This window comes from Demequina gelatinilytica (assembly GCF_000971115.1).
GTDB lineage: Bacteria > Actinomycetota > Actinomycetes > Actinomycetales > Demequinaceae > Demequina > Demequina gelatinilytica.
Genome location: NZ_BBLV01000006.1, coordinates 202,972 through 224,648, shown reverse-complemented (window position 1 = coordinate 224,648; position 21,677 = coordinate 202,972). Strand labels below are relative to the sequence as shown.

Genomic DNA, 21,677 nt, shown 5'->3' with positions numbered 1-21,677 from the left:
GGGCGAGGGTGGGCGGGAAGCGCCGAGGGCCGGCCTCCCCAGCGGGAGACCGGCCCTCGGGACGGACGATGCGGGACGCGACCTACGCGGCGGCCTTCAGCTTGGCCGCGACGAGCTCCGCGATCTGCACGGCGTTGAGCGCGGCGCCCTTGCGGAGGTTGTCACCGGAGACGAACAGCACCAGGCCGCGCGTGCCCTCGAGCGACATGTCCTGACGGATGCGGCCCACGAGCGACACGTCGCCGCCGGCGGCTGCGAGCGGAGTCGGCACCTCCTCGACGCGCACGCCGGGGGAGTTCGCGAGGATCTCGTAGGCATCGGCGGGCGTGATACCGCGCTCGAACTCGGCGTTGATCGACAGCGAGTGGCCGGTGAACACCGGGACGCGCACGCACGTGCCGGACACCATGAGCTCGGGCAGGCCGAGGATCTTGCGGGACTCGTTGCGGAGCTTCTGCTCCTCATCGGTCTCGTTCGAGCCGTCGTCGACCACGGAGCCCGCCATGGGGAGCACGTTGAACGCGATGGGCGCGACGTACTTCACGGGCGCGGGGAACTCGACTGCCGAGCCGTCGTGCGCGAGCGCCTTGGCGCCGTCGAGCACCGCGGCGGCCTGCGAGTGCAGCTCCTCCACGCCCGCGAGGCCCGAGCCGGACACGGCCTGGTACGAGCACACGACCAGGCGCTCGAGACCCGCGGCCTCGTGCAGCGGCTTGAGCACCGGCATCGCGGCCATGGTGGTGCAGTTGGGGTTGGCGACGATGCCCTTGGGGATGTCGTCGAGCGCCTCGGGGTTGACCTCGGAGACCACCAGCGGCACCTCGGGGTCCTTGCGCCACGCCGAGGAGTTGTCGATCACGATCGCCCCTGCGGCGGCGAACAGCGGCGCGTACTCCTTCGATGCGGCGCCGCCCGCGGAGAACAGCGCGATGTCGATCCCGGCGTAGTCGCCCGAGGCGACGTCCTCGACCACGATCTCGCCGCCCAGGTGCGGCAGCGCCCTGCCTGCCGAGCGCGCGGAGGCGAAGAAGCGCACCGACGCGTCGGGGAAGCGCTCCGCGACCAGCTCGCGCATGACGGCGCCCACCTGCCCGGTGGCGCCCACGACTGCAATGGTCAGGCTCATCGTCCCGTCCCTCCGTAGACCACGGCCTCGCCCTCGGTGGAGTCGAGCTCGAACGCCGTGTGCACCGCCTTGACGGCCTTCTCGAGGTCCGCGTCACGCGTGACCACGGAGATGCGGATGTCCGAGGTGGTGATCATCTCGATGTTGACCCCCGCGTCGCGCAGCGCCGCGAAGAACTTCGCGGAGACACCCGACGAGGACTTCATGCCCGCGCCGATGAGCGACACCTTGCCGATGCTCTCGTCGGTGACGAGCTCGACGAAGCCGATCGCGGCGTGATCCGCCTCGATCGCCGAGAGCGCGTCCGGCACGGAGGCCGCAGGCAGCGTGAAGGAGATGTCCGTGACGCCCGTGTTCGTCGCGGAGACGTTCTGGACGATCATGTCGATGTTGACGTCGGCGCGCGCCACGGCCTCGAAGAGCCGCGCGGCGGAGCCGGGCACGTCGGGCACGCCCGTGACCGTGATCTTGGCCTCGGACCTGTCGTGCGCGACTCCCGCGATGATCGGGTCTTCCATCTCGTCTCCTTCTTCAGTCTCCCCCACGACCCACGTTCCCTCCAGGCCGGAGAACGACGAGCGCACGTGGATGGGCACGTTGAAACGGCGCGCGTACTCGACGCAGCGGGGCATGAGCACCTTCGCGCCGGAGGCGGCCATGTCGAGCATCTCCTCGTAGGTGATGCGCGCGAGCTTGCGGGCGGCGGGCACGATGCGCGGGTCCGCGGAGAACACGCCGTCCACGTCCGTGTAGATCTCGCACACGTCCGCGCCCAGCGCGGCGGCGAGCGCGACGGCCGTGGTGTCGGAGCCGCCGCGGCCCAGCGTGGTGACGTCCTGCGTCTCCTGGTTGAGGCCCTGGAAGCCGGCGACGATGGCGACCTTGCCGTCGGCGAGCGCCTTCTGCAGGCGACCCGGGGCGACGTCGATGATGCGCGCGCGGCCGTGGTGCTCGGTGGTGATGACCCCGGCCTGCGGACCGGTGAAGGCCTGCGCCGGCACGCCCTCCTTGGCGATCGCCATCGCGAGCAGCGCCATCGAGATGCGCTCGCCGGCGGTGAGGAGGATGTCCATCTCTCGGGCGTCGGGCGTGTCCGTGATCTGGTTGGCGAGGTCGATGAGCTCGTCGGTGGTGTCGCCCATCGCCGACACGGTGACGACCACGTCGTTGCCCTCGCGCACCGTCTCCGCCACGCGACGCGCGACGCGCTTCATCGCGGCGGCGTCCGAGACCGAGGATCCGCCGTACTTCTGCACCACAAGCGACATGCAAGGCTCCAGGAGGAATGGGGGTCGATGTCCGCCCGGCGGACACGGTGTCTCATTCTAGGGGCACGCGTGCGCGCGGCCAGCGCCTGGGGTCCCGTGCGCTTCCGAGCCGTCCGCCCTAGTGTGACCTCGTGAGCACCGTCGCACCCGTGGTCTGGACAACGTCCGGCGCCGTGAGCGGCCGCTGGCGCGAGCATCGTTCCCCCGACGGCGGTGCGAGCCGCGCCGCGATCTTCCTGGGGATCCCGTACGCCGAGCCGCCCGTGGGCGAGCGTCGGTTCCTGGCGCCGGTGCCCCGTGCGCCGTGGGACGGGGTGCGGCCTGCCGTGCTGCACGGCGCGACGCCGCAGCGGCGCTCGCCGTGGCCGGACCCCTTCGTGCCCGAGCCGTCCATCCCTGGAGACGACCTGCTCACGCTCGACGTCGGCACGCCCGATCCATCGCCCGACGCGGGCCTGCCGGTGCTCGTCTACATCCATGGGGGCGGGTTCGTCGCCGGCTCGCACGCGAGCCCCTGGTACGGCGGACAGGCCTTCCACAGGGACGGCGTGGTGACCGTGGCCGCGTCCTACCGGCTCGGGTTCGACGGCTTCGGCTGGATCGACGGGGCGCCCCTCAACCGCGGGGTCCTCGACTGGATCGCGGCGCTCGACTGGGTGCAGCAGAACATCCGGGCGTTCGGCGGAGACCCGGACCGGGTGACCATCGCGGGGCAGTCCGCGGGCGGTGCGGCCGTCATGCGCCTCCTGACCATGCCGGCGGCCCAGGGGCTGTTCGAGCGCGTGCTCGCGCTGTCGCCGGCCGACATGCCCATCCGTGCGGACGCGGCGCGCGAGGCGACCCTCGCGGGTGCGGCCCGTCTGGGTGTCGCGCCCGACCTCGAGGGCCTGCGCTCGCTCACCGAGGCGCAGGTGCTCGCCGCGCAGGAAGAGGAGCCGCCCGCGCTCGACGACCCCCTCGCCGGGACCTTCCACGACAACCTGCTGCTGTCGCCCGTGATCGATGGCGACCTTGTCCCCGGCACCGTGGCGGAGGCGCTCGCGGCCGGGGTGGGGGACGGGGTCGCGCTGCTCCTCGGGTCGACGGCGCACGAGTTCACGCTCGCGCTGCACGATGCGCCGGACGCCCTGGTCGAGGGGACGCCACGGGAGCTGCTCGCGCGCGCCGGGGTGCCCGAGGAGCTCCGCGACGAGCTCGCGGCGACCGCGCCCGGTGCGGAGGGTCGCCTGGTCGTGGGGCAGGCGATCACGCACGCGATCTTCCGGCGGCACGTGGGCCGGTGGGCGGCGCTCCGCGCGGCGCGCGGAGCCCAGCCCCGCACATGGGCGTACGACTTCCGGTGGTCCAGCCCCGTCGACGGCATCGCCGGTCACTGCCTGGACCTTCCCTTCGGCTTCGACATCCTGCGCGAGCCCACCGCGCTGCGACGCACCGGTCCCGAGGCGCCGCAGGAGCTGGCCGATGCGGTGCACGGCGACTGGCTCGCGCTCGTCCGCGACGGCCGTGTCGACGCGCCCGTGCACGCGGAGGGCCGTTCGACCATCGTCTACGGGGACCCGGTCCGGGAGGTGCGCGCGGGGTACGCCTTCGAGGAGCGTCTCGCGCTGGCGACCGCGCCGGTACCCCAGGGGAGCCCCTGACCGTTGCCCCCACAAATGGGGGGATGTCCCTGATAGATCAGCCGATCACGGTGTGCCACTGTGGAGCCACCCGGTGCGGCGGTGGAGCCGCACCCCATCCCAGGGGGATCCATGGTGGCGACAACCACGGCCGCGGTCACGACCGCGGCGGTGAGCGCGCGCGGCGTGGCACGGTCTTTCGGCTCCGTGCAGGCCGTCGCGAACGCGACGCTCGAGGTGCAGCCCGGCACGGTGACCGCGCTCATCGGGCCGAACGGCTGCGGCAAGACCACGCTCATGCTCATGCTCGCGGGGCTGCTCCGGCCCGACGCGGGCGAGATCCGCGTCGCCGGCGCCGACCCGCGGCACGATGCGGCGGCGGTGCGTGACGCGATCGGGTGGATGCCCGACCAGCTCGGCTCGTGGGACAACCTCACGTGCCTCCAGACTCTCACGCTCATGGGGCGCGGCTTCCGGCTGTCGACCCACGAGGCGCGCGAGCGTGGCGCCGCGCTGCTGGGCACGGTGCACCTCGCCGAGTTCGCCGACCGCCCCACGCGGGTGCTGTCGCGCGGCCAGAAGCAGCGCCTGTCGATCGCCCGCGCGCTCATGAACGACCCTGCCGTGCTGCTCATGGACGAGCCCGCGAACGGCCTCGACCCGCGCTCGCGGGTCGAGCTGCGCACGCTGGTGCGCGAGCTCGCGGCGGAGGGCAAGGCCGTGCTGGTGTCCTCGCACGTGCTCGCCGAGCTCGACGAGATGGTCGACGACGCGGTCTTCATGTCGAAGGGCCGCACGCTGGGCGACGAGATCGCCGCGAAGGTCGCCGACGCGAAGACGCGCTACCGGATCGGGACGCTCGACGACGACCTGCTGCGCGCGGTGCTGACGGAAGGGCAGATCGCCTTCGACGACGAGCCTGCCGGCATGGTGATCCGCGTCGGGTCCGAGGCCGATGCGGCGCAGGCCCTCGCGTGGCTCATGTCCAAGAACGTGCCCGTGCACCGCTTCGGCCCTGCGGGCAGCGCGCTCGAGCAGACCTACATGACCATGGAGGAGGAGCGGCGATGACTGTTCTCGACGACACCCCGGCCGCCGCCCCCGCGCCCGGCCCGGCCCCCGCATCGTCCCGTCGCCCGGTCAAGGGCAACCCGTGGCTGCCGACGCTGCGCGGCACGCTGCTGGTCACCCAGATCGAGCTCATGCGTCGCCGCCCGACGGCCAAGGGGTGGATCTTCTACGGCCTGCTCTTCGCCGGGATCATGGCGATCGGCATGTTCGCCGCCGCCCAGTCGGACGGCTCCAAGAACTCGATGCTGCTCGAGCTGGTGCTCGTGATGGTGCTCGGCGCGGGCCTGCTGGTGGCGCCGTCGCTCTCGGCGACCTCGCTCAACGGAGACTCGTCCGAGGGCGTGCTGGCACCGCTTCAGATGACGCGCCTCACGGCCGGCGACCTCGCGGTGGGCAAGCTGCTCGCCTCCTGGCTGTTCGCGCTCGCGGTGCTGCTCACCACCACGCCGCTGCTGGTCTACGCGTTCTCGCGCTCCGGATGGCACTGGGACGAGCTGCTCCTGGTCGTGGCGGTGATCCTGCTCGTGGTGCTCACCGCGACCGCGGTGGGGCTCGCATGGTCCGCGCTCGCGGCCCGCGCCGTGGCGTCCGTGTCCCTCGCCCACCTCACCACCGGGTTCCTGCTGCTCGGGACGCTGCTGCTGTTCTTCTTCACGCAGCCGCTGATCTCCGTGACCGTCACCGAGACCTCGCGCAGCTTCGACTGGGATCAGTTCACCGTCGAGCAGGAGGCGGCGGTCGACGCCTGGTACATGAACGGCGACGTCGCGGCGTTCGACGAGGTCGACGTGCATGACATCACCTGCTCCGTCCAGGACGGCGGGTGGGAGCACGGCGTCGCCCGCACCGAGCGGACGGCGTGGCTGCTGCTCGCGAACCCGGTGGTGCTCATCGGGGAGTCCTCGCCGATCGTCAACTACCTCACGTGGGACGAGGACGGCCGTGCGGCCCCTGGCCTCTTCGCAGAGATGCACCGCGCCGTCAGCGATGCGCGCATCGGCCCCTCGGAGGAGGAGCTCCAGGACTCCGTGAGCTGGGACGAGTGCGCCGACCTGGTGGCCTCGGTGACGGGCGACTACTCGGCCTACGAGGACAACGGCTGGGAGCAGGAGCAGGAGGCCAACTCGGTCTACCCGCGTGCGCCGTGGCTCGGTCTGGGCGTCCAGGCGGCCCTGCTGCTGGGCTCGATGTGGATCGTGATCGCGCGTCTCCGGGTGCCGTACAAGAAGCTGCGCCAGGGCACCCGGGTGGCCTGACCCCCACCGACAGTTCCAACGGATCTCAGCTCGACACGCCGGTGATCGAGGCCTTCCTGGCCTGGTCGCCGGCGTGTCGCTGTCGATTCCGTTGGGACTGTCAGGCGGCGCGGAGGTCAGCCGAGGATCGCCCGCGTGGTCCCGTCCTGCTCGGCGAGCACGTCCTCGATCTGGTCCTGGGTCCCGCGGATGCGCGACACCGCGTCGGTGATCGAGCCGAGCGCAGCCGACACATCCTGGACCTGGCGTTGGATGGTGAGCACGCGGTCATCGACCTGCGTCGTGGCACGCGCGGTGGCCTCGGCCAGATCCTTGACCTCGCGCGCGACGATCGCGAAGCCGCGGCCAGCCTCCCCGGCGCGCGCGGCCTCGATGGTCGCGTTGAGCGCGAGCAGGTTGGTCTGCGCGGCGATCCGCTGGATCACGGTGGTGACGTCGCCGATCTCGGCGCTCGAGCCGTTCAGCCCCTCGACGTCGTCGCGCGCCCGATCCACCGCAGCGCGGCCCTGCTCCGCGACCTCCGTGGCCACCCGCACGTTCTCCTCGACCCGGGCGATGGAGTCGAGCAGGCGCGTCCCCGCGTCGCGCAGGCGCCGACGATCGAGGTGGCGCTCGAGCGCCTGGCCCACAAGGAAGGCGGTGTTGCGCAGCGCGGACTCACGCGAGCGCGACAGCGTGACGGTGCGCGTGGTGAAGAAGTCCATGGTCCCGACGACCGCCCCGTCGACCAGGACAGGCAGGCAGATGCCGGAGCGGACGCCCGCCTCGCGCGCCGCGGGCGCTCGCACGCAGTCCGTCACCTCCGCGAGGTCCTCGACCACGATGAGGTCCGCCGACTCCCAGACCCGGCCGGCCAGCCCGACACCGCGCGCGAAGGTCGCGGATCGCGTGATCTCGCGGAACTCGTGCCCCACCTCTCCCGACTCCTGTGCGAAGCGGAGAACCGTGCCGTCGCCCGCGAGCTCCCAGTGCGACGCGTACTGCCAGCCGAAGCCGTCGCGGATGGTCGCGAGCGCGACCGCCATCGCCTCCTCCGCGCTTCCCGCCGTCGCAAGCGCGCGGATGATCTCGCTCACCGCGGCCACGTCCGTGGCGTCCTGGCGCTTGAGCTCGTCCGCCTCCAGCCGCTCGAGGGTCTGCGACACCAGGCGGCCGACCCCGCGCAGGGCCGTGAGCCGCGCGCGGCTCGGCTTCAGCTCGCGCATCGTGAAGAAGTCCATGGTGCCGACCACCCGGCCGCGTCGTGTCAGGGGGAACGCGATCCCTGAGCGGACGCCTGCGCGGCGTGCGGCGGGCGCGCGGACGCAGTCCGTGACGTCGCCCAGATCGGCCACGAACACCAGGTCGCGAGTCCTCCATGCGCGGCCGGCGATCCCCACGCCCTCGACGAACGAGGCGGACTCGGTCACCGCGCGGAACTCCTCGGTCACGCTGCCGCAATCGCGCACCCAACGCAGCGCGTCCCCCTCGCCGACGGCCCAGTACGAGCCGTACTCCCAGCCGAAGGTGGTGCGCACCGCCTCGAGCGCGATCTGGACAGCCGTGTCGACGTCCTGCGCCTCGGCGAGCCGCGTCACCACCGTGGTGATGGCCTCCAGCTCGAGGGAGGGGTCCTCCTCGGGGGCGGGTGCGCGGTGGGACGGACGAACGAGCATGGGGGAGCGACCTTCGAGGTAGATGAGGGTGGGAAACCCGCATGCCTATCGACCGAGGTCGCCCCCAGGTGAGGGCTCGGTCGCCGTCAGCTCACCGTGCGGCGACCCTCGAAGGCGCGGCCCAGGGTGACCTCGTCGGCGTACTCGAGGTCGCCTCCCACGGGCAGGCCGGAGGCCAGGCGGGAGACCGTCACGCCCATGGGCACCAGCATGCGCGTGAGGTACGTCGCGGTCGCCTCGCCCTCGATGTTCGGGTCGGTCGCGATGATGACCTCCTCGATCTTCCCGTCGCCCAGGCGGGAGAGGAGCTCGCGGATGCGCAGATCGTCGGGGCCCACGCCGTTCATGGGATCGATCGCGCCGCCGAGCACGTGGTAGCGGCCGCGGAACTCGCGCGTGCGTTCGATCACCACCACGTCCTTGGGCTCCTCGACCACGCACAGCACGTCCTCCGCGCGGCGGGGGTCGGTGCAGATGCGGCACTGGTCCGACTCGGCGACGTTGCCGCAGACGGTGCAGAAGCGCACCTTCTCCTTGACCGTGGTGATGGCGTCGGCGAGGCGGCGAACGTCCGCGGGGTCGGTGCTGAGGATGTGGAAGGCGATGCGCTGGGCGCTCTTGGGGCCGATGCCCGGGAGATGACCGAGCTCGTCGATGAGGTCCTGAACCGCGCCGTCGTACATGGGGACAAGCGTAGGCGCATGCGGGGTCGGCGCCGGTCAGCGCCCATGAGCCACCACTGTGAGGTGGCGACCTTGCGGAAGCGACACTGATCGACCACTTCCGGCGGGGGCGGGGGGAGGGGGGCTGTCGAGGGCCCGGGGTCAGTCCTCGATGACCACGCCGCCGAGCTCCTTGGCGAGGATCTCTGCCGCGCTCATGCCCGCCTCCGCGGCACGGGCGTCGTCGTCCGAGATCTCCTCCTCCTCGTAGGGAGGCTCGTCCTCGGGCGGCGGGACATCCCACGGCGGCGGATCGCCGACGGGTGCGACGGCCACGGGCGCGGCAGTCGCCGGGGCAGCGGGGCGCGGGGCAGCGGTGGACGATGCGGGCGCGGACGATGCGGAGGGCGCCGCGGCCGGCGCGGGTGCCGGACGGGAGGGCGCAGGTGCCGCGGGCCGCGTCGGTGCCGGACCCGCCGGGCCGGCGACCGCCGCGATGCGCAGCTGCATGCCGAGCGTCTCGCGCAATGCGAGCTGCAGGTTCTCGGCGTGCTTGCCGCCGTCGAGCATGGACACCAGGTTGGGGTTCGACACGGAGAGCGTCAGGACGCCCTCCTGGACCGACTGCACCTGCGCGTTCTGGCTCACGAGCGTCCACGTCACGCGCCACCGCTCGAGCGTCCCGAGCACCTCGGGCCAGCGCCGGCGCACCAGCTCCGTGTCCGCGGGGCCCCCGGACGTGACCGCGGCGGGCTCGTCCGCGGGCGCGGGAGCTGCCGGAGCGGACGCGGCAGGGGCGGCCGGCGTCCAGTCGTCGTCGTCCTGGACGGGTGCCGGAGCGGGCGTGGAGGCAGGCGTCGTGGGTGCAGGTGCGGCCGGTGGCTCGGCGGCCGGTGCCGCGGGAGCGGGCGCGTTCGCCGCGGGCACGTTCGCGGCGGGAACGGGGGCCACGGGCGCGGGTGCCGCAGGTGCAGCTGCAGGCGCGGGAGCGGCGTACGACGCCGCCGCGGGAGCTGCCGCGGGCGCCTCCGCGGCGAGGAGGCGTGCGCACAGCAGCTCGAGGTGCAGCCGCGGCGAGGTCGCGCCCACCATGTGCGTGAGGGCGTCGTTGACAAGGTCGGCCGCGGCCGAGCCGCGTGCCAGCCCCAGACGTCGCGCCTGGGCGCGCACCCGCTCGAGCTGGTCCTCGGGCATCGACCCGAGCGCCCGCGCCCCTGCATCGCCGGCCGCGCTCAGCACCAGGAGGTCGCGCAGCCGCTCCAGGAGGTCCTCGACGAACCGACGCGGCTCATGCCCCGTGGACATGACGCGCTCGACCACGTCGAACAGCGAGGCGCCGTCGGCGGCCGCGATCGCGTCGACGGCATCGTCCAGCAGCGTCGCGTCCGTGAACCCGAGCAGCGCGATCGCGCGGTCGTACGTGACGCCCGACTCGTCGGAGCCGGCCATGAGCTGGTCGAGCACCGACAGCGAGTCGCGGACGGAGCCGCCGCCCGCCCGCACCACGAGCGGCAGCACGCCGCTCGCGACGTCGACGCCCTCCGCGGTGCACAGCGTCTCCATGTACTCGGTGAGGACCGGCGGCGGCACCAGCCGGAACGGATAGTGATGCGTGCGTGAGCGGATGGTGCCGATGACCTTCTCCGGCTCCGTGGTCGCGAAGATGAACCGGATGTGCGGCGGAGGCTCCTCGACCAGCTTGAGCAGCGCGTTGAAGCCCTGGGGCGTCACCATGTGCGCCTCATCGAGGATGAAGATCTTGTAGCGGTCGCGCGCCGGTGCGAACGCCGCGCGCTCGCGCAGCTCGCGGGCGTCGTCGACGCCGTTGTGCGAAGCCGCGTCGATCTCGACCACGTCGACGGAACCCGCGCCTCCGCGCGCGAGCTCGACGCACGACGGGCATGAGCCGCACGGGGTGTCCGTGGGACCCTCCGCGCAGTTGAGGCAGCGGGCGAGGATGCGCGCGGACGTGGTCTTGCCGCAGCCGCGCGGACCCGAGAACAGGTAGGCGTGGTTGACGCGATCCGCGCGCAGCGCCTGCATGAGCGGCACGGTGACGTGCTCCTGGCCCACGACGTCCGCGAAGTTGTCGGGACGGTAGCGGCGGTACAGGGCGGTGGTCACGGGTACGACTCTAGTGCGGGGGTCGGACGCCCCGGAAAAGCCCTCCACAGCATCGTGCGGGCATGGAAAGGCCCCCCACGTACCCGACAGAGCCCGCTTACCCTTGCTTCGTTCCCGACCTGGGGGAGTTGGGCGAGGTATCGCCACGTGGGGGGTTGCCGACAAGTCTAACGGCTTGCGGGGTGAGGAGATGCCCGCAGGATCGGGTATAGTTTCCGGGCCTGGAGGATTCGCCTAGTGGCCTATGGCGCACGCTTGGAAAGCGTGTTGGGTGCAAGCCCTCAGGGGTTCGAATCCCCTATCCTCCGCCAGTAGTCCTCGATCAGCGACGGGATGGTGCCTGTGACCGAGCGAGCGAACGGACGTCCCGACGCCCGACGCGCTCAGGTCCGCCGTCACCGCCGCGAGCGCCAGATCATCGTGTTCGGCGTGCTCGTCATCGCCCTCGCCTTCACCGGGCTGTTCGCGGCCGGCGTCTACAAGGGCGACATCGACGGCCCCTTCTCGCAGCCGTTCGTCACGCCGGCGGGCGAGTTCGAGAGCGACGTGACGCTCGTGTGCCCGCCGGTGAACAGCACGCCCATGGCCCATCGCAACGTCGGCGTGCGCATCCTCAACGGCAGCGACGTGTCCGGCCTCGCGGGCAGCGTCTCCGCGTCGCTCAAGGAGCGCAAGTACGTCATCGTGACCACTGCGAACTGGGGCCGGACCTATGCCGGCAACGTCCGCATCGTCTTCGGACCCGAGGGCGTGCGTCAGGCTTACACCGTCGCGCAGAACTTCGACGGCGACGTCGACATGGTGCTCGACAACCGCGAGGGCACGCTTGTGGACGTGGTGCTCGGCGAGGAGTACGTGAGCAGCAACCTGCGGTCGACTCTCGCGCCCGAGCTGGACCCCGACCTGACGCTCACGGCCAACGCCGAGTGCCTCCCGGTGGGCCTGGTCACGCCCGAGCCCGCGCCGCGCTCGCTCCCGGAGAACCCGGTCGACGCGAAGAAGAACAAGGACTCCTAGCCCCGCGGAGCGGGGCCGGCGACGATGCGGCGGCCGGGCCTGGCGCCCGACCGCCGCATCGTGCCTCGAGGCTCAGGACGCGAGCGTGCCGTGGAACGCGGTCCACGACTCGGGCGCGAGGCGCAGCGTGATCGCGCCGTCCCCGTGCGACACGGGCAGCGCGTCGACCATGCCGTAGGCCTCGGCGGCCTCCTTGCCCTCGCGAGGGCCCACGTGGTCCGCGAGCACGGCGGAGCCGCCCTCGATGCGGGCCGTCGCGCCCGGGTGGCGCAGCGTCACCGTCTGCTCCTCCGCGGTGCGGTTGGTGACGAACAGCGCGAGCGCGCCGGTCTCCGGGTCGACGGTGGCGGCCGCGGTCACGGTGGGCACGTCGCCGTGCTTCTTGGTGGACATGGTCGCAGAGTCGACCTTCACCTGCAGGGCCTCGCCCTGCGCGAGGCGCGCGGCGGTCGCGAACGGGTGGAACGTGGTCTGCTTCCAGGCCGGGCCGTCGGGCTCGGTCATGATCGGCGCGATGACGTTGACCAGCTGCGCGAGGCAGCCCACCGCGACGCGGTCCGCGTGGGACAGCAGGCTCACGATCATGTCGCCGACCACGACGGCGTCGAGCGCGGAGTAGACGTCCTCGATGATGCGCGGCGCGTCCTTCTGGACCGGCAGGTTGGTCTCGCCCACGAAGCGCGAGAACAGGTACCAGACGTTCCACTCGTCGAAGCTGATCGAGATGCGCTTGTCCGAGCGCTTCTGCGCGCCGATCGCGTCCGCGGACGCGGCGACCCGCTCGATGAACGTCGACATCGCGGTGCCGGAGGCGAGGAACGAGTCCCGGTCGCCGTCCATCTCCTCGTAGTACGCGTGCATCGAGATGTGGTCGACCACGTCGTAGCAGTAGGACAGGACGGTGCGCTCCCACTCGCCGAACGTGTCCATCATCATCGAGCTCGAGCCGCACGCGACCAGCTCGATCGAGGGGTCCACCTGGCGCATCGCGCGACCGGTGGCGGCGGCGAGCTTGCCGTACTCGTGGGCGTCCTTGTGGCCGATCTGCCACGGGCCGTCCATCTCGTTGCCCAGGCACCACAGCTTGACGCCGTAGGGCTCCTCGCGGCCGTTCGCGATGCGCATGTCGGCCCACTTGGTGCCGGCCTCGCCGTTGCAGTACTCGAGCAGCCCGATGGCCGCGTCGATGCCGCGCGTGCCCAGGTTCACGGCCATCATCGGCTCGATCCCCTCGCGCTCGCAGTACTGGAGGAACTCGTCGGTCCCCACCAGGTTGGGCTCCACGGTGCGCCATGCGAGGTCCAGGAACGGCTTGCGGTCCTCGACCGGGCCGACGGCGTCCTCCCACGTGTAGTTGGACACGAAGTTGCCGCCCGGGTAGCGCAGCATCGTGACGCCGAGCTCGCGCGTGAGGTCCGCGACGTCGCGGCGGAAGCCGTGCTCGTCGGCCGTCTCATGGCCCGGCTCGTACACGCCCGTGTAGACGCATCGTCCCAGGTGCTCGACGAACGAGCCGAACACGCGGCGGTCGACGGGCCCCACACGGAAGTCCGGGTGAAGGGTGATGGTGGTCATGCTTCTCTCTCTTCGTTGAGGGGATAGGGACGATGCGCGGGGCGGCTACTCGCTCGCGGCGAGCTCCTCTGCTGTCCAGGCGACGGGCCAGCCGCCCTCGGTCCAGCCCAGCTCCCGGATCGCGAGCTGGAAGTCCCCGCCCAGGGTCTCGTCGTAGTAGTGGAAGGCCAGGTAGCCGTTCGAGTACGACTGCCCGCCGGGGCCGATCATGCTGCCGCGCGTGGACAGCAGCTCGTCGCCGCCGTCGTACATCATCTGGTTGCCCCAGCTGTCGAGGTACGGCCCGGTGATGTCCGTGGAGCGGCCGACCGCGATCGAGTACGTCGAGTCGGTGCCCTGGCAGCACTTGTCGCGCGAGACGAACAGGTAGTAGTAGCCGTCGCGGTGCATGAGGTAGGGCGCCTCGATCGCGTTGGTCGCGTTGTTGCGCGTCGCGATGGTGGTGGGCTCGGCGCCCTCCACGGGCTTGCCGCTGGGCCATTCGAGCTCGACCAGCTGGATGCCGCCCCAGAAGGACCCGAAGGTCATCCACGGGGTGCCGTCCTCGTCGGTGACCACACCGGCGTCGATCGCGTTGAAGTTGTCCACGCCGGGCGTCGAGCGGATGACCATGCCCTGGTCGGTCCAGGCGTAGTCCGGGCTGTCGACGTCGAGCGTGGGGGACGTCATGAGGCCGATGACCGAGCCGTTGGTGCCGAACGTCGAGGCCGCGTAGTAGAGGTACCAGGTGCCGTCGTGCTCGACCAGCTCGGGCGCCCAGAAGTTCTGGACCCCGGAGACCTCCTCGTAGACCCACGCGGGCCGGGTCGAGGCGGTCCACACGGTCCCTACGTACTCCCACGTCGCGCCCGCGTCTGTCGAGCGGCGGATCTGGGGGGAGCCGAGGCCCTTCTGCACGTCCCCGGTCGAGTAGACGTACCAGTCCTCGCCGTCCTCGCCCACGACGAGCGCGGGATCATGCGTGTGGAGGTCCCCGGAGAGCTCGAGCGCGGTCGCCGCGACCGCCTCCTCGCCGGCGTCCGGGGTCGCGGCGTCGCCGCCGCCGTCCTCCCACGGGCTCCAGAGGAGCGCACCCGCGCCGAGCACGGCGACCGCCGCGGTCGCGGCCGCACCGATCACGATGCCGCGGCGCGCGCTCATGCGACGGGGTCCAGCGCGACCCAGGCGACGCCGTGCGCGGGCACGCTCGCCTGGAGCAGGCCATCCGCGGCGGATGCGTCCTGGCCGGGCCACAGATGGGTCAGGGTGGCATCGGCGATCCCGGTGCCGAGGATCGACGGGAGCGCGACCGCCGCGTCGAAGGGCGCGTCGCCGGTCCAGAACACGGCCGCGTACACGCGGGCGGACGATGCGGAGCGTGCCGACCACACGATGAGCTCGCCGCCCTCGAGGGGCTCGCGGAGCAGCTCGCGACCGTCGACCGAGCCCTGGAGGACCTCGGCGACGGCGGGGGCCGCGAGGAGGTCGAGCGTCTCGGGCGTGCTGGTCGGCAGGTCGCCGCCCACCATGAGGGGGGAGCGTCCCATGCACCACAGGCTGAGCATCGTGCGCTGCTCGTCGAGGGTGAGCCGGCAGTGGCGCGGCTCACCGCGCTCGGCGCGGATGCCGATGCGGCCCAGCGGGAGCATGTCGGCGTCCGCCCAGCTGCCGGGCTGCTGGAACGGCGCCCAGCGCGCGAGGCGCGCGAACTGCGCGTGCACGTCCTCCCAGCGGTCCCAGAGGTCGTCGGAGACGCGCCACATCTGGGCGTTCTCGCGGAGGTGGTCGAGGTGCGCGGTGGACAGGTGGGTACCGGGGGACAGGGACAGGGAGATGTCGCGGCCGGAGCGCTGGATGGCGCGCTGGTAGGCGGCGATCTCACGCTCGAAGTAGGGGGCCTGCATGTCGTCGGCCTTGATGAAGTCGACACCCCAGGCCGCGAACTGCGCGACCTGGGCGTCGTAGTACGCCTGTGCGCCCGGGTGGTCGTGGTTCAGCCCGTAGTTGTCGGGGTTCCACTGGCAGACGTGCTCCAGGTCCGCCACCTGGGCCGCGGTGTAGTCGGTGCCGAGGATCGGCAGGTCGAGCTCGACCGCGAGGCGGGGGATGCCGCGCATGATGTGCAGGCCGAACTTGAGCCCGAGCGCGTGGACCTGGGCCGCGAGGGGCGCGAAGCCGGCGCCGTCCGCGGCGGAGGGGAACCGGTTGACCGCCGGCATCTGGCGGCCGTACGCGTCGAGCGTGAGCGGCGCATCGGCGTTGTAGCCGTGCGATCGGGCGGTCGGGTCGTACCACGCGATGTCGACCACCACGGTGTCCCAGCCGTGAGGCAGGAGGCGCTCGGCCATCACCTGAGCGTTGGCGAGGACCTCGTCCTCGGTGACCGTCGTGCCGAAGCTGTCCCAGCTGTTCCAGCCCATGGGCGGTGTCGCGGCTCGCATGCGAGGCGTCCTCCTGTCTACATCGTTGTAAGGCAATCGTGCCCAAATCGGGCGCCGATCGTCAAACGGAGGGTACCCGGACGAGGGTCCCGGACAGGTCGACAAACGGCCCATTTCCGGGTGAAAGATGCGTCACACCAGTGCATTTCCCAGCGTCGTCGCTGGTAGATGATGCTTAGCCGGCGGTGTTTCGGAATCGTAACCTGTCCGACTTGACCGAGCGCCGCTTCCCGTGTCATTGTTCCATCGTTGTAAAGGCGCCGACAAAGGGTCGGTTCCAGAGCCTGGGGTCAACGACGACCAGGATGCGACGGTCGCCTCATCAGGGCATCGTGGGATCCGGGCAAGACCTCACTCATCAACGATGATCAGGGAGGCAGGCAATGCGTAAGTTCAGGACAGCCGCCATCACCGCGACCATGGTGGGTGCGCTCACCCTCGCGGCGTGCAGCGGCGGCACCGGTGGGGACACCTCGGGAAGCCCCGAGCCCGACACCGCGGGTGGCGACGCCCCCAACGAGCTGACGTTCATGTTCCGTGGTGGCGAGTACGACAAGATCGCGTACGAGGCCGCCATCGACAAGTTCGAGCAGGAGACGGGCGCCTCGGTGACGATGATCATCACCGACGCGGACCAGTACGCGACCAAGCTGCAGGCGGCCATCGCCGGCAACAAGGTCCCGGACGTCTTCTACATCGAGCCCGGCAAGATGATGGGCTACGTCTACGCCGACGTGCTCGCGGACCTCACCGAGTACGTGCCGCAGGAGACCATCGACAACATCTGGTCCTTCGGCACCGACGCCTACCGCTTCAACACCGAGACCGGTGCGCGCGGCGACTCGGCCGACCCGCTGTACGGCCTTCCCAAGGACGTCGGCCCGTTCGGCTTCGGCTACAACACGGTCCTGTTCGAGAAGCTCGGCCTCGAGGCCCCGTCGGCGGACGAGCCGATGACCTTCGACGAGTTCGTGGCGCTGTGCAAGGAGCTCACGCAGTCCGACAAGCTCGACTACGAGACCTGGGGCACCGGCCTCAACGTCGTGTGGAACTCGCAGGCCTTCATCTGGGGCGCCGGCGCGGACTGGATCTCCGAGGACCAGAAGACCGTCACGGTCGACGACCCGGCCTTCGCGGACGCGCTCCAGTGGTTCGCCGACCTCGGCCTCGTCGAGGGTGTGACCCCGTCGGCCGAGCAGGCGCAGACGCTCGACACCTACCAGCGCTGGATGGCCGGCGAGATCGGCTTCTTCCCGGTCGCTCCGTGGGACATCGCGACGTACAACTCGGTGGCGGAGGAGAACCCCGACACCTTCGGCTACGACGTGATCCCCTACCCCGTGGCCAACGAGGGTGACGACTGGTCGACCTGGCTCGGCTCGCTCGGCATCGCGGTGTCGGAGAACTCGAAGAACAAGGAGCTCGCGGCGCAGCTCGCGACCTACCTGTCGACCGACCTCGACGCGCAGAAGATCCTCGCGGAGAACAAGGTCCAGATCCCGAACCTGATCGACTACGCGACCGGTGAGTGGATCGAGACCGACGCCCCGGCCGCCGGCTGGCCCGCCAACACCAAGGCGTTCCTCGAGATCGCCGAGTCGAAGGGCAAGCCGCTCCCCGGCGTGTGGACCTACACCCCGGAGTGGTACGACAACTTCTGGATCGGCATCGAGAACGTCGTCGACAACGGCTCGCAGACCGCCGCCGACTTCCTCGCGGCGAAGCAGCCTGAGATGCAGCAGCTGCTCGACCAGTCGTGGATCAGCGCCGACCAGGCGAAGGCCCAGGGCTAACAGCAGGACAGCAGGGAAGGGGGCCGTCGCCCGGCGGCGGCCCCCGACCCCCTGCAGGGAAGAAGGAAAAGATCATGGCGACAACGGCACCCCCCGCCGAGTCCACCACCGTGTGGACCAAGGAGGACGCGAAGGCGTCCCGGAAGGCCAACAACAAGCTTCACCGGAGGGAGCATGCCTGGGCCGCGGCCTTCATGGCCCCTCCCGTGATCGGGTGGATCGCCTTCCTGCTCTTCCCGCTCGGATTCTCGGTCTACGCCTCGCTGACCAACTGGAACGGCATCGGCAACATGACCTTCATCGGTCTGGACAACTACACCAGGCTGCTGCAGGACCAGTACTTCTGGCGTGCGCTGTGGAACACCGTCTTCTACATGATCGGCATCCCGATCGGCCTCGCCCTCTCGCTCGCGCTCGCGCTCGCGCTGAGCCGCAAGATCCGCGGCCGCACGTTCTTCCGGACCGTGTACTACATCCCGGTCATCTCCTCGCTCGCCGCGGTCGCCATCCTCTGGCAGTGGGCCTACAACGGCGACTTCGGCCTGGTGAACCAGGCGCTCGGGCTCATCGGCATCGAGGGCCCGAACTGGCTCATGGATCCGACATGGTCCAAGCCGGCGCTCATCATCATGGCCGTGTGGAAGGGCCTCGGCTACTCCACGCTGCTCTACCTCGCCGCCGTCCAGGCGGTCCCGCGCTCGCTGTACGAGGCAGCCGCCCTTGACGGCGCCTCCAGCTGGAAGCGCTTCACCAAGATCACGTGGCCCATGGTGCAGCCCGTCACGTTCTTCCTCGTGGTGACCAACATCATCGCGGGCTCCATGATCTTCACCGAGATCAACATCATGACCCCGACGGGCGGACCGTCGTGGAGCACGGCGTCCCTGGTCTGGTACGTCTGGAACCAGGCGTTCCGGAACCTCCAGATGGGCTATGCGACCGCGATGGCGCTGGTGCTGGGAATCCTGGTCCTCATCGTCACGGTGATCCAGTTCCGCATCAACCGTGCCAACGACTTCTCGATCGACTGAGGCGAAGGAGATACTGCGATGAGCCTCAACCAGAACACGGCGCGCTCCGCCTCGAGCGCGATCGCCGACACCGCTGCGGACACCGGCCGCCGGCTCCCCGAGCAGCGGCCCGGCATGTTCAAGCGCAAGGCCGCGACCCAGGAGAGCCCCGCGGTCAACGCGGTCCTCACCATCATCCTGTCGTTCGGCGCGATCATCATGGCCGCCCCGCTCGTGTGGATGGTCTCGACCTCGCTCAAGACCAAGGAGGGCGTGTACTCCCTCCCGCCGGAGTGGATCCCCGATCCCTTCGTGTGGGACACCTACGCCCGCGTATTCGACGACACGTACGTCCTCTCCGGCATCAAGAACTCGCTGATCGTCGCGCTCTCGGTGACCGTCGTGGGAACGCTCTTCTCGTCGCTCGCGGCCTTCGCCCTCGCGAAGCTCCGCCTGCCCGGCAAGAACGCGATCTTCCTCATGCTGCTGTCCGGCATGATGGTGCCGTTCCCAACGCTGATGATCCCCCAGTTCGTGATGTTCTCGAAGATCGGCTGGGTCGACACCCTGCTGCCGCTGATCGTCCCGGTGATCCTGGGCAACGTCATCATGATCTTCTTCCTGCGCCAGTACCTGCACAACGTGCCGGACTCCCTGGTCGAGGCCGCGAAGATCGACGGCGCAAGCTACCTCAAGATCTTCTGGACCATGATGTTCCCGCTCATGCGTCCCGCGATCGCCGCGCAGTTCATCCTGTGGTTCATGGCGGTGTGGAACGACTACCTCGCGCCGATCATCTACCTGAACTCGCCCGAGAAGCAGACGCTTCAGGTGGTCATCGCGAACATGAACGTCCAGTACGCGACCCAGCGCGACTACCCGCTGATCATGGCGGCGTCGGTCATCTCCGTCATCCCGATCCTCATCGTCTTCCTGATCTTCCAGCGACAGATCATCGAGTCGATCGCCCTGACCGGATCGAAGACCTGACATGAGCAGCGAGCACGCGGCCCCGGCGGATGCCGGGGCCGCGGGCCTTTCACGGCCCGCACCGTCCACGTGGGGCGCACGCAACTCCCACGACCCGACCGCCGTCCGCGACGACGACGGCGTCTACTGGCTCTTCTCCACGGATGCCGATGCGGATGGCCCGCTCCAGGCGGCCGGCGCGCAGATCCGCCGCTCGACCGACCTGGTGACCTGGGAGTTCGTGGGCTGCGCCCTCGACGGCGTCCCCGGTCCGGCCCGCGAGCACGCCGGCGCCGAGGGGCTGTGGGCCCCCGACGTGGTCCGCGTCGAGACCGTCGCAGGCGTGGAGTGGCGCATGTACTACTCGGCCTCGAGCTTCGGTTCGCGCACCTCCGCGATCGGCCTTGCGGTCGCGCCGCATCCGAGCGGTCCATGGGAGGACCGTGGCATCGTGGTGGCCACCGAGCACGATCGCGACGGTCACAACGCCATCGACGCCCAGCTGGTGATCGACGGCGACCGGCACCACATGGTCTACGGCTCGTTCTTCGGCGGCCTGCACATCCTGGAGATCGACCCGGTCACCGGCTTCGCCCTGGATGCCCCCGGCCCCGGGGAGCCCGCATCGTCGTTCGGGACGCTCATCGCGAGGCGTCCCACGTCCGTGGACACCGCCATCGAGGGGCCGTACATCGTGCCCCGTCCGGGCGGTGGTTGGGCGCTCATCGTGTCGTACGACTCGCTGGTGAGCACCTACCACGTGCGCGTCGCGGTGTCCGATGATCTCTACGGTCCCTACGTGGACCACGAGGGCCGCTCCATGACGGACCTCGACGCGGACCCCGAGGTCACGGGGCTGACCGTGCTCGCGAGCCACCGCCTCGAGGGCGCGGACCGCGGGATCCTCGCGCCGGGTCACGCGGCGGTCCTGACCGAGCCGACCCACCAGGTGCTGGTGCACCACACGCGCTTCGACGAGACCCCGCGTCAGCACGAGGTGCAGGTGCGCCGCCTGGTGTGGACCCACGGCGGATGGCCGCTCGTGGCCGTCCAGCCCTGGGCCGGCGCGCGGGAGGACGATGATGAGGCGGGCTGGCCATCCGACGTCGCGGCGCTCGCCGGCGAGTGGGAGATCGTGGACTACGCGGGACCGACCCAGGAGGTCGTGCCGTCGCGCCGCGTGCTTGTGGGCGAGACCGAGCTCGCGGGCCTGGTCGCGCGCGGCGCGGGACGCTTCACGCGGGACGGCGAGGCACCGGTGGACGCGGTCGTGTTCCCCGCCTGGGACGCGGTGCGATCGGTACCCACGCTCAGCTTCGCGGCACGTGGGCCCCAGGGCACGGTCGTGGTCGGCACGCGGGTGGGATGATGGCTGTCGTGGCCGCACGGAACCCCGACGACAAGCAGCGTGAGCGCGACAAGGCGCGCATGCGGCTCGAGGGCTCGCCTGCGGACATCGACGAGGTGCCCGGCTGGACGGGGCGCCTCATGGTGTGGATGCGGGTCGTCGCGCACCTGGTCGCCATCCAGCTCATGATGATCGCCGGCACGGTGCTCGGGCTCGTCGTCGTGGGCCTCGGCCCGGCCGCCGTCGCAGGCGCGGGGCTGCTCCGTCGCATCGTGGACGGTGACCCGTCCGACGCGCTGTGGGGGGACTTCTGGCGCGCGTACCGCGCCGAGCTGCCGCGCGCGGCCATCGTCACCGTCCCGTTCATGGCCGTCATCGCGCTCGGGTGGTACGAGGTGCTGGTGCTGCTCGCCTACGGCGGTGCCGACACCATGACCGCGGTGCTGTCGGGTGCGGTGATCGCGCTCGCGGCGTACGCCGTCGCCTGCCTCGGGTACGCGCCTCACGTGCTGCGCCGCTACGAGGATCCCGCGGTGCGCACGTTGCGCTTCGTCGCCGTCGCGCCGCTGCTCTCGCCGCTGACCGCGCTCGGCTGCGCGATCACGGTGATCGCGCTCACGGTGATCGGCATCAAGTTCATCCCGGTGATGCTGCTCATCGGGCTCTCCGTGCCGCTGCTGCTCACGGGGCTGATCGTGGACCGCTGGCTCGACAAGGTCGACGCGCGAGGTGCGGCGGCCTGAACGGCGGACCTCCCGCCCCCA

General features: G+C 70.8%; 17 protein-coding genes, 1 tRNA gene and 1 other RNA gene. 10 read left to right on the top strand and 9 right to left on the bottom strand.

Going from position 1 to position 21,677, the window contains the following annotated elements; genetic code table 11:
* Positions 1–82: 82 nt before the first annotated feature.
* Together AOM00_RS07015 and AOM00_RS07010 are read right to left on the bottom strand one after the other, a co-directional pair.
* Positions 83–1,126 carry an aspartate-semialdehyde dehydrogenase gene (locus tag AOM00_RS07015; protein ID WP_062517102.1) on the bottom strand — a complete coding sequence of 348 codons (1,044 nt, stop codon included), beginning with the start codon at positions 1,124–1,126 and terminating at the stop codon, positions 83–85.
* Positions 1,123–2,394 carry an aspartate kinase gene (locus AOM00_RS07010; protein ID WP_062517101.1) on the bottom strand — a complete coding sequence of 424 codons (1,272 nt, stop codon included), beginning with the start codon at positions 2,392–2,394 and terminating at the stop codon, positions 1,123–1,125. The genes AOM00_RS07015 and AOM00_RS07010 overlap by 4 nt, the downstream gene beginning before the upstream one ends.
* A gap of 131 nt (positions 2,395–2,525) precedes the next feature.
* Here AOM00_RS07010 and AOM00_RS07005 point away from each other — a divergent pair, with 131 nt between their 5' ends.
* From AOM00_RS07005 to AOM00_RS06995, 3 genes are all read left to right on the top strand, one after another.
* A complete protein-coding gene (locus AOM00_RS07005) occupies positions 2,526–4,034 on the top strand; it encodes a carboxylesterase/lipase family protein (RefSeq protein ID WP_062517100.1) in 1,509 nt (502 codons plus the stop codon).
* 111 nt (positions 4,035–4,145) lie between these two features.
* Positions 4,146–5,084 carry an ABC transporter ATP-binding protein gene (locus tag AOM00_RS07000; protein WP_062517099.1) on the top strand — a complete coding sequence of 313 codons (939 nt, stop codon included), beginning with the start codon at positions 4,146–4,148 and terminating at the stop codon, positions 5,082–5,084.
* Positions 5,081–6,340: an ABC transporter permease gene (locus AOM00_RS06995; RefSeq protein ID WP_062517098.1), complete on the top strand. Its 1,260-nt coding sequence runs from the start codon at positions 5,081–5,083 to the stop codon at positions 6,338–6,340. Before AOM00_RS07000 ends, AOM00_RS06995 begins: the two co-directional genes overlap by 4 nt.
* A gap of 116 nt (positions 6,341–6,456) precedes the next feature.
* Here the strand turns inward: AOM00_RS06995 and AOM00_RS06990 are convergent, their stop codons facing one another.
* From AOM00_RS06990 to ffs, 4 genes are all read right to left on the bottom strand, one after another.
* Positions 6,457–7,995, bottom strand: a complete 1,539-nt coding sequence (locus tag AOM00_RS06990) for a GAF domain-containing protein (RefSeq protein WP_062517097.1) — start codon at positions 7,993–7,995, stop codon at positions 6,457–6,459.
* 86 nt (positions 7,996–8,081) lie between these two features.
* Entirely contained in the window at positions 8,082–8,678 is a 597-nt protein-coding gene (recR, locus tag AOM00_RS06985) for a recombination mediator RecR (protein ID WP_062517096.1), read from the bottom strand.
* A gap of 141 nt (positions 8,679–8,819) precedes the next feature.
* The gene (locus AOM00_RS06980; protein ID WP_062517095.1) at positions 8,820–10,781 is read right to left on the bottom strand and encodes a DNA polymerase III subunit gamma and tau; all 1,962 of its coding nucleotides are present in this window, start codon (positions 10,779–10,781) and stop codon (positions 8,820–8,822) included.
* 66 nt (positions 10,782–10,847) lie between these two features.
* Positions 10,848–10,938: signal recognition particle sRNA small type (gene ffs / locus AOM00_RS06975), an RNA gene on the bottom strand.
* Between the two features lie 66 nt (positions 10,939–11,004).
* Between ffs and AOM00_RS06970 the strand changes: the two genes are divergently transcribed.
* Both AOM00_RS06970 and AOM00_RS06965 read left to right on the top strand, forming a co-directional pair.
* Positions 11,005–11,092: transfer RNA gene (locus AOM00_RS06970), tRNA-Ser, on the top strand.
* A gap of 31 nt (positions 11,093–11,123) precedes the next feature.
* Complete coding sequence (locus AOM00_RS06965; protein ID WP_062517094.1) at positions 11,124–11,798, top strand: LytR C-terminal domain-containing protein; 675 nt, start codon at positions 11,124–11,126, stop codon at positions 11,796–11,798.
* Between the two features lie 72 nt (positions 11,799–11,870).
* On the opposite strand, the gene arfA is transcribed toward AOM00_RS06965, so the two are convergent.
* Genes arfA through AOM00_RS06950 form a run of 3 tightly spaced genes read right to left on the bottom strand, consistent with a single transcriptional unit; the run spans position 11,871 to position 15,793 of the window.
* Positions 11,871–13,373, bottom strand: a complete 1,503-nt coding sequence (gene arfA / locus AOM00_RS06960) for an arabinosylfuranosidase ArfA (RefSeq protein ID WP_062517093.1) — start codon at positions 13,371–13,373, stop codon at positions 11,871–11,873.
* Between the two features lie 45 nt (positions 13,374–13,418).
* Positions 13,419–14,513: an arabinan endo-1,5-alpha-L-arabinosidase gene (locus tag AOM00_RS06955; protein WP_082096719.1), complete on the bottom strand. Its 1,095-nt coding sequence runs from the start codon at positions 14,511–14,513 to the stop codon at positions 13,419–13,421.
* Positions 14,510–15,793: a glycoside hydrolase family 27 protein gene (locus tag AOM00_RS06950; protein ID WP_228373433.1), complete on the bottom strand. Its 1,284-nt coding sequence runs from the start codon at positions 15,791–15,793 to the stop codon at positions 14,510–14,512. The genes AOM00_RS06955 and AOM00_RS06950 overlap by 4 nt, the downstream gene beginning before the upstream one ends.
* Positions 15,794–16,176: 383 nt before the next feature.
* Between AOM00_RS06950 and AOM00_RS06945 the strand changes: the two genes are divergently transcribed.
* From AOM00_RS06945 to AOM00_RS06925, 5 genes are all read left to right on the top strand, one after another.
* Complete coding sequence (locus AOM00_RS06945) at positions 16,177–17,586, top strand: ABC transporter substrate-binding protein (RefSeq protein ID WP_062517091.1); 1,410 nt, start codon at positions 16,177–16,179, stop codon at positions 17,584–17,586.
* 74 nt (positions 17,587–17,660) lie between these two features.
* Positions 17,661–18,617, top strand: coding sequence for a carbohydrate ABC transporter permease (locus tag AOM00_RS06940; protein WP_082096718.1), 957 nt, complete (start codon positions 17,661–17,663; stop codon positions 18,615–18,617).
* An 18-nt stretch (positions 18,618–18,635) separates the two neighbouring features.
* On the top strand, positions 18,636–19,586 hold the full coding sequence (locus AOM00_RS06935) for a carbohydrate ABC transporter permease (protein ID WP_369345423.1): 951 nt from the start codon (positions 18,636–18,638) through the stop codon (positions 19,584–19,586).
* A 1-nt stretch (position 19,587) separates the two neighbouring features.
* Entirely contained in the window at positions 19,588–20,934 is a 1,347-nt protein-coding gene (locus tag AOM00_RS06930) for an arabinan endo-1,5-alpha-L-arabinosidase (RefSeq protein ID WP_062517090.1), read from the top strand.
* A gap of 8 nt (positions 20,935–20,942) precedes the next feature.
* Entirely contained in the window at positions 20,943–21,656 is a 714-nt protein-coding gene (locus tag AOM00_RS06925; RefSeq protein WP_169746820.1) for a YesL family protein, read from the top strand.
* Positions 21,657–21,677 lie beyond the last annotated feature (21 nt).